General features: G+C 61.1%; 16 protein-coding genes and 1 tRNA gene. 15 read left to right on the top strand and 2 right to left on the bottom strand.

Features of this window, described 5'->3' with window-relative positions; all coding sequences use genetic code 11:
- Positions 1-18: 18 nt before the first annotated feature.
- From A4R29_RS13235 to A4R29_RS13300, 14 genes are all read left to right on the top strand, one after another.
- Positions 19-960: an alpha-E domain-containing protein gene (locus A4R29_RS13235; RefSeq protein WP_024503501.1), complete on the top strand. Its 942-nt coding sequence runs from the start codon at positions 19-21 to the stop codon at positions 958-960.
- Positions 961-1045: 85 nt separating this feature from the next.
- A complete protein-coding gene (locus tag A4R29_RS13240; protein ID WP_063172085.1) occupies positions 1046-1840 on the top strand; it encodes a transglutaminase family protein in 795 nt (264 codons plus the stop codon).
- 132 nt (positions 1841-1972) lie between these two features.
- Positions 1973-2704 (top strand): proteasome-type protease, encoded by a 732-nt coding sequence (locus tag A4R29_RS13245; protein ID WP_013531816.1) that lies wholly within the window; start codon positions 1973-1975, stop codon positions 2702-2704.
- Positions 2705-2804: 100 nt separating this feature from the next.
- Positions 2805-4214 carry a pyridoxal phosphate-dependent decarboxylase family protein gene (locus A4R29_RS13250; RefSeq protein WP_063172086.1) on the top strand — a complete coding sequence of 470 codons (1410 nt, stop codon included), beginning with the start codon at positions 2805-2807 and terminating at the stop codon, positions 4212-4214.
- 78 nt (positions 4215-4292) lie between these two features.
- The gene (locus A4R29_RS13255; protein WP_013531814.1) at positions 4293-5060 is read left to right on the top strand and encodes a DeoR/GlpR family DNA-binding transcription regulator; all 768 of its coding nucleotides are present in this window, start codon (positions 4293-4295) and stop codon (positions 5058-5060) included.
- Between the two features lie 126 nt (positions 5061-5186).
- On the top strand, positions 5187-6713 hold the full coding sequence (glpD, locus tag A4R29_RS13260) for a glycerol-3-phosphate dehydrogenase (RefSeq protein ID WP_063172087.1): 1527 nt from the start codon (positions 5187-5189) through the stop codon (positions 6711-6713).
- A 42-nt stretch (positions 6714-6755) separates the two neighbouring features.
- On the top strand, positions 6756-7835 hold the full coding sequence (locus A4R29_RS13265) for an ABC transporter ATP-binding protein (RefSeq protein WP_024503497.1): 1080 nt from the start codon (positions 6756-6758) through the stop codon (positions 7833-7835).
- Positions 7836-7845: 10 nt separating this feature from the next.
- Positions 7846-8913, top strand: a complete 1068-nt coding sequence (locus tag A4R29_RS13270) for an ABC transporter ATP-binding protein (RefSeq protein ID WP_013531811.1) — start codon at positions 7846-7848, stop codon at positions 8911-8913.
- Complete coding sequence (locus A4R29_RS13275; RefSeq protein ID WP_013531810.1) at positions 8914-9780, top strand: carbohydrate ABC transporter permease; 867 nt, start codon at positions 8914-8916, stop codon at positions 9778-9780.
- A gap of 1 nt (position 9781) precedes the next feature.
- On the top strand, positions 9782-10696 hold the full coding sequence (locus A4R29_RS13280) for a carbohydrate ABC transporter permease (protein WP_063167946.1): 915 nt from the start codon (positions 9782-9784) through the stop codon (positions 10694-10696).
- A gap of 2 nt (positions 10697-10698) precedes the next feature.
- Positions 10699-10986 (top strand): DUF2160 domain-containing protein, encoded by a 288-nt coding sequence (locus A4R29_RS13285; protein ID WP_013531808.1) that lies wholly within the window; start codon positions 10699-10701, stop codon positions 10984-10986.
- A 79-nt stretch (positions 10987-11065) separates the two neighbouring features.
- Complete coding sequence (locus tag A4R29_RS13290; protein WP_063172088.1) at positions 11066-12793, top strand: ABC transporter substrate-binding protein; 1728 nt, start codon at positions 11066-11068, stop codon at positions 12791-12793.
- 200 nt (positions 12794-12993) lie between these two features.
- Positions 12994-14484 (top strand): glycerol kinase GlpK, encoded by a 1491-nt coding sequence (gene glpK, locus A4R29_RS13295; protein ID WP_063172089.1) that lies wholly within the window; start codon positions 12994-12996, stop codon positions 14482-14484.
- A gap of 93 nt (positions 14485-14577) precedes the next feature.
- Positions 14578-14985, top strand: coding sequence for a DUF6882 domain-containing protein (locus A4R29_RS13300; protein ID WP_224672845.1), 408 nt, complete (start codon positions 14578-14580; stop codon positions 14983-14985).
- Between the two features lie 86 nt (positions 14986-15071).
- Here A4R29_RS13300 and A4R29_RS13305 read toward each other — a convergent pair whose 3' ends face one another.
- On the bottom strand, positions 15072-15557 hold the full coding sequence (locus A4R29_RS13305; protein WP_013531805.1) for a BA14K family protein: 486 nt from the start codon (positions 15555-15557) through the stop codon (positions 15072-15074).
- A gap of 257 nt (positions 15558-15814) precedes the next feature.
- On the opposite strand from A4R29_RS13305, the gene A4R29_RS13310 reads away from it, so the two are divergent.
- Positions 15815-15890: transfer RNA gene (locus tag A4R29_RS13310), tRNA-Lys, on the top strand.
- A 248-nt stretch (positions 15891-16138) separates the two neighbouring features.
- Here A4R29_RS13310 and A4R29_RS13315 read toward each other — a convergent pair.
- On the bottom strand, positions 16139-16609 hold the full coding sequence (locus tag A4R29_RS13315; protein WP_063173672.1) for a nucleoside deaminase: 471 nt from the start codon (positions 16607-16609) through the stop codon (positions 16139-16141).
- Positions 16610-16733: the final 124 nt, after the last annotated feature.

Consider the following 16733-nt stretch of genomic DNA (forward strand, 5'->3'; position numbering starts at 1 on the left):
AGCCCGAAGGGCCACTTCATGCTTTTAGGCCGCACCGCAAACGGGCTCTATTGGATGAACCGCTATATCGAGCGGGCGGAAAACATGGCGCGCTTGGTCGATGCCGGCCTGCGCATGGCGCTGACCCGCACCCAAAGCGCCTCGGAAGAGTGGAATTCGGTGCTGCTCAGCGCTGGTTCCGACGTCACCTTCAGCCAGAAATATTCCGACTATACCGCCGCCAATGTCGCCGACTTCCTGTTGCGCGACACGTCGAACCCATCGAGCACGATGTCGTCCATCGAGACAGCCCGCAACAATGCCCGCATGGTGCGCACCGCGCTGACGCGCGAGACCTGGGAAAGCATCAACGAAGCCTGGATGGCGCTGAAGCGGATGCTGGCCAAGCCGATCGACGAGCGCGACCTGCCAAGCGTGCTCGACGCCATCAAGCGCGAGACGGCGCTGATCCGCGGCTCGTTCTACGGCACCATGCTGCGCAACGAGATCTTCGACTTCTCGCAACTCGGCACTTACGTCGAGCGCGCCGACAACACGGCGCGCATCCTCGACGTGAAATATTATGTGCTGCTGCCGTCGATCTCCTGGGTTGGCTCGACGCTCGACAATTATCAGTGGGAATCGATCCTGCGTTCGGTCTCGGCGCATCGCTCCTATCGCTGGGTCTACGATGCTGATTACAAGCCGACCAACATTGCCGACTATCTGATCCTCAATGTCCGCATGCCGCGTTCGCTGATGTTCTGCTATCGCTTCCTGTCGGAGCATCTGAAATTCCTCGGCGACGATTACGGCGAGCGCCATGCCTGCCACGCAACGGCCGAGAAGACGCAGACAATGCTGAGAGCCGGGTCGATCAAGGATATCTTCGATACCGGGCTGCATGAATTCCTGGCCAATTTCATTCGCGACAACACCAAGCTGGGCGACGAAATCGCACAAGATTATCGGTTCAATTGAGCATGGTCCCGAAAGGTGGAGCCGGTTTTCTTAGACAAACGGAAACCGTTTGTCCGGAGATCGCGCTCACAAACGGAATAGAAGCATGCGGCTGAAGATTACCCACCGAACTGAGTACCGTTACGATACGCCGGTGCACTATCTGTTGCAGCGGCTGCGGCTGCTTCCGGTCAGCGGGTCGACGCAGACCGTTCTGTCCTGGGCTCTGGCGATCGAAGGCGCGCGCGAAGAGGTCCGCTTTGTCGACCATTTCGGCAACGACACAAGGCTGTTGAGCGTCGAGGGCGAGCGCGACTTCATCACGGTGGAGGCGTCGGGCGAAGTGGTGACGCGCGACACCGCGGGCGTCTCGGGGCCACACCAGGGCTTCACGCCGCTCTGGCTGTACAGCCATGAGACACCATTGACGGTGATCGGCAGCGGTATCCGCGAACTCGCCGCATCGGTTGGCAAGGGCAGCGACATCGAACGGCTGCACCGGCTGATGGCTGTCATCGGAGAGCGCGTCGCCTACACGCCCGGCACGACCAATGCGACGACGCCGGCGGAGGAAGCCTTGGCGCTCAAGACCGGGGTCTGCCAGGATCATACCCATATCTTTGCCGCCGCCGCCCGTGCCATGGGCTTTCCGGCCCGCTATGTCAGCGGCTATCTGATGCTGGATGCGACGGTCGAGCAGGCGGCCAGCCATGCCTGGGCCGAAGCGCATGTTTCTGGACTCGGCTGGGTTGCCTTCGATGCCGCCAATGGCATCTCGCCCGACGAGCGTTATGTAAAGGTGGCGACGGGCCGCGATTACCGCGACGCCACGCCGGTGTCGGGAATTCGGCTGGGACAGGCGGAAGAACAGCTTGCGGTCACCGTCACGGTGGAGCAGTAATCCTCCGCAAGATTGCTGCCGAGCGATTCATCGTTTCAAGAAACCCCGAACCGCTCTATCCCTTTGTTTTAACGCAGTTCCGGACGGAAAACCGCTTCACACTTTTCCTGGAATTGCTCTAGAAGAGATTCCATGACCTATTGCGTTGGCCTGAAGATCGATCGCGGGCTCGTGTTCATGTCCGACACGCGCACCAATGCAGGCATGGATTCCATCTCCACCTTTCGCAAGATGCATGTCTGGGAAGAGCCGGGCGAACGCGTCATCGTTTTGATGTCGGCGGGCAATCTGGCGACGACGCAGGCCGTGGTCAGCCTGCTTGACGAGCGCACCAAGGCAATCTCTGAAAGACATTCCACACTGCTCGAAACGCCGTCGATGTACCAAACGGTCCGCATTGTTGGCGACACGGTCAAGGAGGTTATCGCCAATTCGTCACCCGCTGGCGAGAAGGCGGATTCCTATTTCAATGCGTCCTTCATCCTCGGCGGTCAGATCAAGGGCAGCGAGCCGCGCCTGTTCATGATCTATCCCGAAGGCAATTTCATCGAATCGACCGATGACACGCCGTTCTTCCAGATAGGCGAGACCAAATACGGCAAGCCGATCATCATCCGCGCCTACGAAAAGACGATGAGCCTCGCCGAGACGGTGAAGCTGCTTTTGGTGTCTTTCGATTCGACGTTGAAGTCGAACCTGTCTGTCGGCTTGCCGCTCGACCTGCTCTTCCTGGAGAAGGACGCTTTCAAGGTCGGATTGAAGAAGCGGATCGGCCAGGACGACCAGTATTACCGCACGATCTCCGACGGCTGGTCGAATGCGCTGAAGACGGCTTTTGCCAGCCTGCCGGATTTCCCTGGCTGAGGCGTGCGGCATCCGTTGCTGGTTGCATATATTTCACGCGTTAATTAATAAGAGATCAACCGCGACGGATGGTAGCGATGGATCATGTCGGGAGGACAGGATGAACAATGATGATTTCCGGCAATGGTCGCGGCGCGCCGCCGACTGGGGCGCTGACTATCGCAACAATCTGCGCGACCGCCCCGTGCGGCCACTGGTAGAACCCGGCGCCATTTCTAGAAGCATCGAGGTTTCGCCGCCCGAAGACGCCGAACCGATGGACCGGATCTTCGCCGATTTCGAAGAGAAGATCCTGCCGGGAATGACGCATTGGCAGCATCCGCGCTTCTTCGCCTATTTCCCGGCCAATGCGGCGCCGGTTTCGGTGGTGGCGGAATATCTGGTTTCGGCGATGGCCGCGCAATGCATGCTGTGGCAGACGTCGCCGGCGGCGACCGAACTCGAAACGCGCACCGTCGACTGGATGCGCCAGGCGCTCGGTCTGCCGGAAGGCTTCTCGGGCGTAATCCAGGATTCAGCCTCATCGGCGACGTTGGCCGCGGTGCTGACCATGCGCGAACGGGCACTCGACTGGCAAGGCAACAAACAGGGCCTGGCAGGGCAGGCGCGGCTGCGCATCTACTCCTCCGACCAGGTGCACACTTCGATCGACCGGGCGATCTGGGTGTCCGGCATCGGCGAGGACAATCTCGTGCGCATTCCCGTCAGCGGCCGCTTTCGCGCCATGGACACGGCCGCGCTCGAGGCGGCAATCGTCGCCGACCGGGAAGCCGGCATGCTGCCGGCGGGCATCATCGCTTGCGTCGGCGGCACCAGCACTGGCGGCACCGACGACATTGCTGCGGTTGCCGAGGTGGCACGGCGGCATGGGCTTTATCTCCATGTCGATGCCGCCTGGGCGGGATCGGCGATGATCTGTCCGGAATATCGGCATTTCTGGACAGGCGTCGAAGGCGCCGATTCGATCGTTTTCAATCCGCACAAATGGCTGGGCGCTCAGTTCGACTGCTCGATCCAGTTCCTGCGCGACCCTGAAAGCCATGTCAGGACGCTGGCCATCAAGCCGGATTATCTGAAGACGCACGGTCATGACGGCATCATCAACTATTCCGAATGGTCGGTACCGCTCGGCAGGCGATTTCGCGCGTTGAAATTATGGTTCCTGCTGCGCGCCCATGGCCTGGAACGCCTGCGCGCGATGATCCGCAATCATGTCGCGTGGAGCGAAGGGCTGGCGGCGCGGCTGGCAAGGGAGCCGGATTTCCAGATCGTCAGCGAACCGATGCTGTCGTTGTTCTCGTTCCGGCACAAGACCGCAACCGACGGGGACGAGCACAATCTGCGCCTTGTCAATGCGATCAACGACGATGGCCGCATCTACCTGACGCAGACGAAGGTTGATGGACTGATCGCAATCCGGTTCCAGGTCGGACAGTTCGAGGCGACCGCCGCCGATGTCGAAACGGCTTTTGTGGTGATTACTGAAATCGCACGTGGCCTGGGTCGCTGATTTCGTTAGCCGGCTTATGCCTTTTCATCGGTTTCGTTTTCGACTATAGACAAGAAAAACGAAAACGGGAGGTTGCCCATGTATCTGTCGCCGCGCCATGCCGAGATTATCCAGATGGCCAAGGATCACGGCCGCGTGCTGGTCGATGATCTGGCCAACCACTTCAATGTGACGCCGCAGACCATACGCAAGGACCTCAACGATTTGTGCGATCAGCGGCTGCTCTCGCGCATCCATGGCGGCGCGCTGTACCCCTCCGGCATCGAGAACATGGAGTATGAGGCGAGACGCAAGATTGCCGCCGACGAGAAGGAGGCGATCGGCCGTGCGGCAGCCAGGCTGATCCCCGACAACGCCTCGCTGTTCATCAACATCGGCACCACGACCGAGTCGGTCAGCAAGGCGTTGCTCGATCACAACGGTCTCATGGTCATCACCAATAACATCAATGTTGCCAATAGGATGCGGATATATCCGTCGATCGAAGTGGTGATCGCCGGTGGTGTCGTGCGCGGTTCCGATGGCGGTGTGGTCGGCGAGGCGGCGGTCGATTTCATCAGGCAGTTCAAGGTCGATTACGCGGTGATCGGCGCATCCGCCATCGACCATGACGGCGCCTTGCTCGACTTCGATTTTCGCGAGGTCAAGGTGGCGCAGGCGATCATCGCCAATGCAAGGCATGTCATCCTAGTTTCCGACCAGACCAAATTCGAGCGAACCGCACCGGTGCGCATCGGCCATCTGTCGCAGGTCAACACCTTCATCACCGACCGCTGCGACATCCCCTCGGTGCGCAAGATCTGCCAGGAGGCCGAGGTTCAGCTGATCGAGACGTCGCTCGCCTAGGCGGTTTTCAGCTGATATCACGCGCCCGTGATATTTCGTTTGACATTCGTTATCATTTCGAAATAATTCCGACACGGTTTCGTAAAAGCCCAAAAATGGTGCAATGCGAAATCGCTGGAGGAATTTGTGGACGCATCTCCGATCCGTGACATTTTCGTCATAGGCGGCGGCATCAATGGCTGCGGTATCGCCCGCGACGCCGTCGGGCGTGGCTTTTCCGTCTTTCTCGCCGAGATGAACGACCTCGCCAGCGGGACCTCCTCGGGCTCGACCAAATTGATTCATGGCGGCCTGCGCTACCTCGAATTCTACGAATTCCGCCTGGTGCGCGAAGCGCTGATGGAGCGCGAGGTTCTGTGGAAGAACGCGCCGCACATCATCTGGCCGATGCGCTTCGTGCTGCCCTATGCCAAGGGCCTGCGCCCGGCCTGGCTGATCAGGCTCGGTCTCTTCCTCTACGACCACATTGGCGGGCGCAAATTGCTGCCGGCGACCCGGACGCTGGACATGGCCAGGGATCCGGCCGGCAAGCCTTTGAAGCCGCTATTCAAGAAGGCCTTCGAATATTCGGATGGCTGGGTCAATGATGCGCGGCTGGTGGCGCTGAATGCACGTGATGCGGCCGACCGCGGCGCAACGGTCCGCACCCGTACGAAAGTGGTCGGCGCGCGCCGCGAAAACAGTCTGTGGACGGTCCAGGTCGAGGATCTGCAGACCGGCGAGACCGAGGAGATCAAGGCGCGACTGCTGGTCAATGCCGCCGGCCCCTGGGTCGATCATGTGCTTTCCGGCGTCGTCGGCCTCAACGATGTGCACAATGTCCGCCTCGTGCAGGGCAGCCACATCGTCATCGCCAGGAAATTCGACGATCCGCGCGCCTATTTCTTCCAGAACAGGGATGGTCGCATCATCTTCGCCATTCCCTATGAGGAAGAGTTCACCCTGATCGGCACCACGGACCAGGATTATCCCGGCGATCCGCATGACGTGAGGATCAGCGACACCGAGATCGACTATCTCTGCGCCGCAGCAAGCGAATATTTCGCTGAAGCCGTCAAGCGCTCGGACATCGTCTGGACCTATTCCGCCGTCCGTCCGCTCTATGATGACGGAGCCTCCAAGGCGCAGGAAGCGACGCGCGACTATGTGCTCAAGGCCGATGGCGGCGAGGGTGCCGCCCCGATCGTCAACGCCTTCGGCGGCAAGATCACCACCTATCGCCGGCTGTCGGAATCGATGCTGGAAAAGATCGAGGGTTTTCTGGGTAAACGCGGCAAGCCGTGGACGGCAAACGCGCCGTTGCCGGGCGGCGATTTCCCGGCCACCGGTTTCGATGCCGAAGTGGCGAAACTGAAGACTGCCTATCCGTTCCTCGACGCGCGCCTGGCTCGCCGGCTGACCCGGCTCTATGGCACCCGCGCAAGGATGCTGCTGGGGCTGGCCAAATCGAACGTCGATCTCGGCCGCAACTTCGGCGCCGATCTCTACGAGGCCGAGGTGCGCTATCTCGTTCAAAACGAATGGGCCGTCACATCGGAAGATGTATTGTGGCGCCGTACCAAGCGCGGTCTGCATCTCAGCCGCGAGCAGGTGGCGGCTCTCGATGAATTCATGCACGGCATAAGCCGGCGCCATGTCGCGGCTGCCGAATGAAGAGGGGTTTGAGCTGATGCGGAAGGCCTGGGAGGAGGCGTCATGCTGGAACTGAGAAACGTCACCAAGACGGTCGGTGCTGTCGCGCATATAAGCGATGTGTCGCTGACGCTCCAGCACGGCTCGCTCAATGTCCTGCTCGGACCGACGCTTTCGGGCAAGACCAGCCTGATGCGGCTGATGGCCGGCCTCGACGTGCCAACCTCCGGTTCGATCTGGTTCGACGGCCAGAATGTCACCGGCGTGCCGGTGCAGAAGCGCAAGATCGCCATGGTCTACCAGCAGTTCATCAACTATCCGGCGATGACCGTCTACGAGAACATCGCCTCGCCGCTCAGGGTGGCGGGAACCGATCAGGCGAAGATCGACAAGGAAGTGCGCCATGCCGCAGCACTTCTCAAGCTGACGCCCTATCTCGACCGCACGCCGCTGAGCCTGTCCGGTGGCCAGCAGCAGCGCACCGCACTGGCGCGCGCCATCGTCAAGAACGCCAGCCTGGTGCTGCTCGACGAACCGCTCGCCAATCTCGACTACAAATTGCGCGAGGAACTGCGCGCCGAATTGCCCAGGATCTTCGCCGCCGCCGGCACCATCTTCGTCTACGCCACGACCGAGCCGCACGAAGCGCTGCTGCTCGGCGGCAACACGGCGACGCTTTCCGAAGGGCGCATCACCCAGTTTGGACCGACCATCGACGTGTTCCGCAAACCGGTCGATCTGGTGACGGCCAAGACTTTCGCCGACCCGCCGCTCAACACCATCGTGCTGGCCAAGAAAGGGGGGGATTTCCTGCTGGAAGGTGGGGTCAAACTGCCGGTGCCCGCCGATCTCGCCGGCATTGCCGATGCCATGTACACGGTCGGTTTTCAGCCGCATCACCTGTCGCTCGATCGGCCCAATGCCGCCGCTGTCCCGGTGCGCGCCAAGGTGACGATCACCGAGATCACCGGCTCGGAAAGCTTCATCCATCTCGATTTCGCGGACGCGCGCTGGGTGATGCTGAGCCACGGCATCCGCGACTTCGAACCCGACGCCGAGATCGAGGTGTTCATCGATCCGCGCCACATCATGGTCTTCGACGAGCACGGCCGTGCCGTGGCCGCGCCGAAGCTGGCGGCTTGAGGGGAAAGATATGGCACGCATAGACGTCAACCATGTCAGGCATTCCTATCTGCCGAACCCTCGGAAGGATGCCGATTTCGCGCTCAGGGAAGTGCACCACACCTTCGAGGACGGCGGCGCCTATGCGCTGCTCGGGCCATCGGGCTGCGGCAAGACCACGCTGCTCAACATCATTTCGGGATTGCTGCACCCGTCGCACGGTCAGTTGCTGTTCAACGGCAAGGACGTGACCAATTTGTCGACGCAGGAGCGCAATATCGCGCAGGTGTTCCAGTTCCCGGTCATCTACGACACCATGACCGTCTACGACAATCTGGCCTTCCCGCTGCGCAATCGCGGCGTGCCGGAAGCCGATGTCGACCGCAAGGTGCGCGAGACGCTGGAGATGATCGACCTGGCGTCCTGGGCGAAGAAGAAGGCGAGGGGCCTGACCGCCGACCAGAAGCAGAAGATCTCGCTCGGCCGCGGGCTCGTGCGCTCCGACGTCAACGCCATCCTGTTCGACGAGCCGCTGACCGTCATCGACCCGCATATGAAATGGGTGCTGCGCTCGCAGCTGAAGCAGCTGCACCGCCGCTTCGGCTACACCATGGTCTATGTGACCCACGACCAGACCGAGGCGCTGACCTTCGCCGACCAGGTCGTGGTCATGTATGACGGCGGCATCGTCCAGATCGGCACGCCAGCCGAACTGTTCGAACGGCCACGCCATACCTTTGTCGGTTATTTCATCGGCTCGCCCGGCATGAACGTCATGCCGGTGGCCATCGACGGCAAGACGGCGACGCTCGGCTCGCAGCGCATCGAACTGCCGGGCGCGCCAAAAGCGGGCAGCGGCGCCATCGAACTCGGCATCCGTCCCGAATATGTCCGGCTTGGCCGCGACGGCATGGCCGTGCAGGTGAGCAAGGTCGAGGATCTCGGCCGCCACAAGGTGGTCCGCGCCAAGCTCGAAGGCCGCGAGATTGCGGCCGTCATCGGCGAGGACGAGACCGTGCCGGCCGATCCGAAGGTGCGGTTCGAGCCGGCCGGCATCAACATCTATGCCGATTCCTGGCGCGTCGAGATGGGGGCATAGATGGAAAAGACCTGGAACAACAAGGCCTGGTTCCTGGTGCTGCCGGTGCTGGTGCTGGTGGCGTTCTCGGCGGTCATCCCGCTGATGACCGTGGTCAACTATTCGGTGCAGGACACGTTCGGCAACAACGTCTTCTTCTGGGCCGGCACTGAGTGGTTCGAGGAACTGCTGTCTTCCAGCCGTTTCTGGGAAGCGATGGTACGCAACCTGATCTTCTCCTTCATCATCCTGGCCATCGAAGTGCCGCTCGGCATCTTCATTGCGCTCAACATGCCGAAAAAGGGGTGGGGCGTGCCGGTCTGCCTGGTCCTGATGGCGCTGCCGCTGCTGATTCCGTGGAACGTCGTCGGCACCATCTGGCAGGTCTTCGGCCGCAACGACATCGGCCTGCTCGGCTACTACGTCAACGCGCTCGGCATCGACTACAACTACGTGCAGGATCCGTTCGATGCCTGGGTCACCGTCATCATCATGGATGTCTGGCACTGGACCAGCCTCGTCGTGCTGCTCTGCTATGCCGGCCTGGTCTCCATTCCGGATGCCTTCTATCAGGCGGCCAAGATCGATGGCGCCTCGCGCTGGGCGGTGTTCCGCTACATCCAGCTGCCGAAGATGAACAGGGTGCTGCTGATCGCCGTGCTGCTTCGCTTCATGGACTCATTCATGATCTATACCGAACCCTTCGTAGTGACGGGAGGCGGTCCCGGCAACTCGACGACATTCCTGTCGATCGACCTCGTCAAGACCGCACTCGGCCAGTTCGACCTCGGTCCGGCCGCAGCCATGTCGCTGGTCTACTTCCTCATCGTCCTTCTGCTGTCATGGGTCTTCTACACCGTGATGACCAACTACGACGCGGAGCGCTGAGATGACCGGCGCCAACGAAAGAGCCGATAGAGTGAGCGAGACCACAGCAGCGGGCAAACTGGCGAGCACACTGTCGCAGGATCAGGTCGCCCGGCTGATGCGCAAACGCGGTGAGGAATCGCGCTGGTGGTGGATCGTGCCGACGGTCTACATCGTCGTGCTTTTGCTGCCGATCTACTGGCTCATCAACATGAGCTTCAAGACCAATGCCGAGATCGTCTCCTCGCTGACGCTCTATCCGCACCAGCCGACGCTCGCCAACTACGTCACCATCTTCACCGACGCCTCCTGGTACTCGGGCTACATCAACTCGATCACCTATGTGGTGATGAATATGGTGATTTCGGTGGCTGCCGCGCTGCCGGCAGCCTACGCCTTCTCGCGCTACCGCTTCCTCGGCGACAAGCACCTGTTCTTCTGGCTCTTGACCAACCGCATGGCGCCGCCGGCGGTGTTCGCGCTGCCGTTCTTCCAGCTCTATTCGGCCTTCGGCCTGATCGACACGCACATTGCGGTGGCGCTGGCGCACTGCCTGTTCAACGTGCCGCTGGCGGTGTGGATCCTCGAAGGCTTCATGTCGGGTGTGCCGAAGGAAATCGACGAAACCGCCTATATCGACGGCTATTCGTTCCCGCGCTTCTTCGTCAGGATCTTCATGCCCCTGATCGCCAGCGGCATCGGCGTGGCCTGCTTCTTCTGCTTCATGTTCTCGTGGGTGGAACTGCTTATCGCCCGTACGCTGACCACCACCGACGCCAAGCCGATCGCCGCCACCATGACCCGCACGGTTTCGGCCGCTGGCATGGACTGGGGCCTGCTCGCCGCCGCCGGCGTGCTGACGTTGATCCCCGGCGCGCTCGTCATCTGGTTTGTGCGCAATTATATCGCCAAGGGCTTCGCCTTGGGGAGGGTTTGACGATGAATTTCGACCTCACCTGGATGGCGTGGACGTGGCCGACGGCGGCCTTTTTCGGGACCATCCTTCTGCTGCTGTGCGGCATGGCGGCTTGGGAATACGCTTCGCCGGGCGGCAATCCGCGCGTCGGCGTGCTGCGCTTCGAGACAACGCGCGGCGACCGTCTTTTCCTGTCGCTGCTTGGCAGCGCCTTTATCCATCTCGCTTGGTTGGGTCTTGTCGGATCCAACCTGTGGTGGGCTCTCGCTCTCTCCGTGGTCTACGCCATTGGCGTGTTCCGCTACGTATAGAGGGGGAAACTGTTGGAGCGACCGCGTGCCGGCGGCCGCTCCAGATCGCACTTGAACCTTAAAACTGTGGAGGAAACACATGCGAAGGCAATTTTTAACATCAACGACGGCCCTTGTCCTGTTGCTGGGCGTGGGCAATGCCTATGCCGGGATGGACGAGGCAAAGGCTTTCCTGGACAAGGAAATCGGCCCGCTCTCGACGCTCGACCGCGCTGGCCAGGAAGCCGAAATGCAGTGGTTCATCGATGCCGCGAGGCCTTTCGCCGGCATGGACATCAAGGTCGTTTCGGAAACCATCGCCACGCACCAGTATGAATCGCAGGTGCTGGCGCCGGCCTTTACCGCCATCACCGGCATCAAGATCACGCATGACGTCATCCAGGAAGGCGACGTCGTCGAGAAGATCCAGACCCAGATGCAGACGGGTCAGAACCTTTATGACGGCTGGGTCAACGATTCCGACCTGATCGGCACCCACTGGCGCTACCAGCAGGTGCGCAACCTGACCGACTGGATGGCGGGCGAGGGCAAGGATGTCACCAACCCGAACCTCGACCTGAAGGATTTTATCGGCACCTCGTTCACGACCGCTCCGGACAAGAAGCTCTACCAGCTTCCCGACCAGCAGTTCGCGAACCTCTACTGGTTCCGTTACGACTGGTTCAACGACGAGAAGAACAAGGCGGACTTCAAGGCCAAGTACGGCTACGACCTTGGCGTTCCCGTCAACTGGTCTGCCTATGAGGACATCGCCGAGTTCTTCACCGGCCGCGAGATCGACGGCAAGAAGGTCTATGGCCACATGGACTACGGCAAGAAGGACCCGTCGCTCGGCTGGCGGTTCACCGACGCCTGGCTGTCGATGGCCGGCAATGGCGACAAGGGCCTGCCGAACGGTCTGCCGGTCGATGAGTGGGGCATTAAGGTCGACGAGAATTCGCGTCCGGTCGGCTCCTGCACGGCGCGCGGGGGCGACACCAATGGCCCGGCCGCCGTCTACTCGATCCAGAAATACCTCGACTGGCTGAAGGCCTACGCTCCGGCGGAAGCCCAGGGCATGACCTTCTCCGAATCCGGCCCGGTTCCGGCGCAGGGCGCGGTTGCCCAGCAGATCTTCTGGTACACCGCCTTCACCGCTTCGATGGTCGATGCCGGCGCCAAGGCGGTGCTGAACGACGACGGTACGCCGAAGTGGCGCATGGCGCCGTCGCCGCATGGCGTCTACTGGAAGGACGGCATGAAGCTCGGCTATCAGGACGTCGGTTCCTGGACGCTGATGAAGTCGACGCCGACCGACCGCGCCAAGGCCGCCTGGCTCTACGCGCAGTTCGTCACCTCGAAGACCGTCGACGTGAAAAAGAGCCATGTCGGCCTGACCTTCATCCGTGAGAGCACGATCCACGACAAGAGCTTCACCGAGCGGGCTCCGAAGCTCGGCGGCCTGATCGAGTTCTACCGTTCGCCGGCCCGTGTCCAGTGGTCGCCGACCGGCACCAACGTGCCTGACTATCCGAAGCTGGCACAGCTCTGGTGGCAGGCGATCGGCGATGCGTCGTCGGGCGCCAAGACCGCGCAGGAAGCGATGGACTCGCTCTGCGGCGAACAGGAAAAGGTCATGAGCCGCATCGAGAAGTCGGGCGTTCAGGGCGATATCGGCCCGAAGATGGCCGAAGAGCATGACCTCGCCTACTGGAACGCCGACGCGGTCAAGAAGGGCAATCTCGCTCCTCAGTTGAAGATCGAGAACGAGAAGGAAAAGCCGATCACCATCAACTACGACGAATTGGTGAAGAGCTGGCAGAAGTAGCCTTGGTGTCGGCGCTCGCGCCAGCATCATGAGAATAGGGGGAGGCGGCATCTTGCCGTCTCCCCTGTTTGTGTAAAAGACTAAAGCGCGTCGCGTTGAGACGGATTCATGCAACGCGCTTTAGGTCTTTGTTTTTGTGCATGTCGTTCTCCCAAAACCGAGGTCACCTTTGGGCGACATGCATTAAGCGGGGAAGCAGAATGACCGGATACATCCTTGCCATCGACCAGGGCACGACTTCGACCCGGGCGATCCTGTTCGACGGCGATATGAAGGTCGCCGGCAGCGGGCAGAGGGAATTCATCCAGCACTACCCGGCCTCCGGCTGGGTCGAGCACGATCCCGAAGACATCTGGGCGAGCGTGGTGACGACCGTGAAGGCGGCGCTGAAGAAGGCCGGCCGGGCTGCATCCGAAGTGGCCGCGCTCGGCATCACCAATCAGCGCGAAACCGTCGTCATCTGGGACAAGGCGACCGGCAAGCCGATCCACAATGCCATTGTCTGGCAGGACCGGCGCACCACGCCGCTGTGCCAGAAACTGAAGAAGCAGGGACTGGAGAAAAAGTTCACCAAAAAAACTGGCCTGCTGCTTGATCCGTATTTTTCCGGTACCAAGATCGCCTGGATGCTGGACAAGGTAAAAGGGGCGCGGCGTCGTGCCGAGAAGGGCGAGTTGCTCGCCGGCACCATCGACAGCTTTCTGATCTGGCGGCTGACCGGCGGCAAGGTCCACGCCACGGACGCCACCAACGCCTCGCGCACGCTGGTTTACAACATCGCTGAGAATGCCTGGGACGACGAACTGCTGTCGATACTGAACATCCCGGCAAAAATGCTACCCGAGGTAAAGGACTGCGCCGATGACTATGGAATCACGGAGAAAAATCTCTTCGGCGCCGAGATAAGAATCCTTGGCGTTGCCGGCGACCAGCACGCGGCGACCATCGGCCAGGCCTGTTTCGAGCCGGGCATGATGAAATCCACCTACGGCACGGGCTGCTTTGCGCTGCTCAACACCGGCAGCGACCTTGTGCGTTCGAAGAACCGGCTCTTGACCACTATTGCCTACAGGCTGAACGGCAAGACCACTTATGCGCTGGAGGGCTCGATCTTCATTGCCGGCGCCGCGGTCCAATGGCTGCGCGACGGCATCAAGGTGATCGGCAAGGCCGAGCAAAGCGGTAAGCTGGCTGCCGAGGCTGATCCAACGCAAAACGTCTACCTGGTGCCGGCCTTCGTCGGGCTCGGCGCGCCGCATTGGGACGCCGAGGCACGCGGCGCCATTTTCGGGCTGACGCGCAATTCCGGGCCGGCGGAATTCGCCCGCGCCGCACTCGAATCCGTCGCCTACCAGACGCGCGACCTGCTCGACGCCATGCGTAAGGACTGGAAGGGAGCTTCGGCCAAGACCGTGCTGCGGGTCGACGGCGGCATGGTTGCGTCGGACTGGACCATGCAGAGGCTGGCCGACATCCTCGACGCGCCGGTCGACCGTCCGACCATCCTGGAGACGACGGCGCTGGGTGCCGCGTGGCTCGCCGGGTCGAAGGCAGGCGTGTGGCCGGATGCCAAGAAATTCGCGAAGAGCTGGGCGCTGGAGCGGAGGTTCCAGCCGGCCATGGATGGCTCCGCGCGCGCAGCCAAACTTGCTGGTTGGCGCGATGCTGTGCGCCGGACGCTGAGTGTGTAGTGAGCAGCCAGCAGGGTGAGGGGAGAATGAAGCCAGACTGGTATCCTGCTTGGCGCGACGGCCGTTGAGCAACTGCATGCCAAGAATGACCGCTTGCATAGAGATTTTCGCCTCGGCAGTTGGTCACGCTATGACTATGACCTCACGGCCGGAAAGCTTCTGTTCTCGGATGAAGGAGGCGTCAAGATCGTCACTGAGATCCAGATTGCAGGCTCCACGAGCGCCAAGGCCAGCAATTGGCTGTGGGCTTGGGCAAATTCGAATTTGCCCAGCGAGCTTCTCAGCGACGCCAAGCTGGTTCGCTCCTTCGGCGAGAAGAACAGCATAGATGAGTTGGCCCAGGCCTATGTGCCCAACGCCGGCAATGACCTGGAAGCGCTGGGTTGGGAATTGACGGGAACAATGGTTCGAATTTGCCATGCTCTCGGTGCGTATCGCTCACCGCGTGGTGAGGGTGGAGCGCTCTATTTGATTTTCAAAAGTATCAGCTGGGCGAACTGACCAGCACTCTCGCGCCTGGACACGTCGAAAAATGGCCCGCGCTGTTGCCGGCGCAGGCCATTTTTACTCGGTACTCACACTTCGGATCAGTAAGGCGAACGGCACTCTTTGCGAGGGCCGTAATTCGGCTGGAACGTGTTGTCCGAAGCACGGTAGCTGCGATAGTGGTCGTAGCACCACTGGACGTGGGCGTTGCCCCCGTAGACGCGGTTGTTTTCGTTGTTGATGATTGCCCCGGTAATCAGCGCGCCGGTAGCGAAGGCCGCAAGCGGGAACCAATAATCGCCGTGACGACGGTAGCCGGGGCGATATTCACGATAGCCCCGATGGCCGTTCCAATACGCGCCGCGATTGCGGGAAAAATTGCGGTCACGCGAAAAACTGCGGTCACGCGAAAAATTGCGATTGTAGCGGTCCTTGCGCCACTCCCGGTACTGGACTGTCTGTACATCCGGCACCGCGACCTGGGACTGCGGCACATAGTTCGGTTGGGCATTAACCGACACCGCCTCCGCCGCAACGAATGTGGCGGAGAGAGCGGTCGCCAGCAGGCTCGTTGTGATTCTGTTCATTGGTCTTCTCCTCGATGGTTTGGCGGACGTCCCTGTGCCCGAAAAACGAGCGGCGCATACAATTGTTCCCCAGACTGGATGCCACCGTCAGGCATAAATGGCAGCGTTCCTTGGCCGTTCTCCCCCCGACAGCGCGTGGGACAAGTGCCGCGACAGGGCGAAGCCGCCCGTGTTTGCGAGACCTCTTTTTCCGGTTGACCGGTCGAGGCACTCTCCCTATGTTCCGCGCAATTTCGAGGGCCGCCTTTCGCCCGCGGGAGCGCGTAGCTCAGCCGGTAGAGCAACTGACTTTTAATCAGTAGGTCATGGGTTCGAATCCCATCGCGCTCACCATTGTTTTAGCGTTAAATATCAGCCACTTAGGATCTTTGAGTCTTTGAGAAAAGCAGCGACTGTGCGAGTTTTCACGGTCTGCACGCCCTTCTCAAGGATCTCGCCACGGGCAATGCATGACAAGATCGTCCGACTTCGGATCGTTGATTCTACAAGTCTTTGATTTTGTTGAACGGCGGCGGTGGCTCCCACCGCGATCCGACAGTCACTGCTGCCATTGATCGACCTTACCAACCGGGACGAAGCCGTCAGCGCTTCCAGAAATCGCGGTGCGGTGCGAGCATCTCGTCGGCGATGTCGGGGAAGGGGCCAAAGACCTCGATCTTTTTCTGGCCGGAGCCGAGGACGGTGCGCGAAGAGAGGCTCATCGTCGGATTCTCCGCGTGATCCCCGGTGAGCGCCAGGAGCTCGGTCTCCTCGACCCCGTAAACCAGCCGCCCGATATTGGCCCAATACATCGTGCCGGCGCACATCGCGCACGGCTCGAAGGTTGAGACCAGCGTGCATTGCCACAGGAACTCCGGCTCGTAGGCAGCCGCGGCGCGCCGGGCGAGCTCCGTCTCGGCATGGCGCACCGTGTCGAGATTGCCCTGCCGCATCAGCACGCGGTCATCCGGCCCGACCAGAACGCAACCAAAGGGATGATGCCCATGTGCCGCCGCCTCGCGCGCGACCGCGTCGGCGGATCGAAGGTGGGCGAGCATCTGATCGCGTGTCATGGCAAAACCCCGGGACGCCGACATCCACCCGATGAGCGGCTCTTTGATCCGAGATTGCTGCCAAGCGATGCGAGTGGCAAGAGCGAACCGTGGCTTGAGACCTTTGCGCGGGGATATCAGACCT

The sequence above is a fragment of the Mesorhizobium ciceri biovar biserrulae genome (assembly GCF_001618845.1).
Taxonomy (GTDB): Bacteria; Pseudomonadota; Alphaproteobacteria; order Rhizobiales; family Rhizobiaceae; genus Mesorhizobium; species Mesorhizobium ciceri.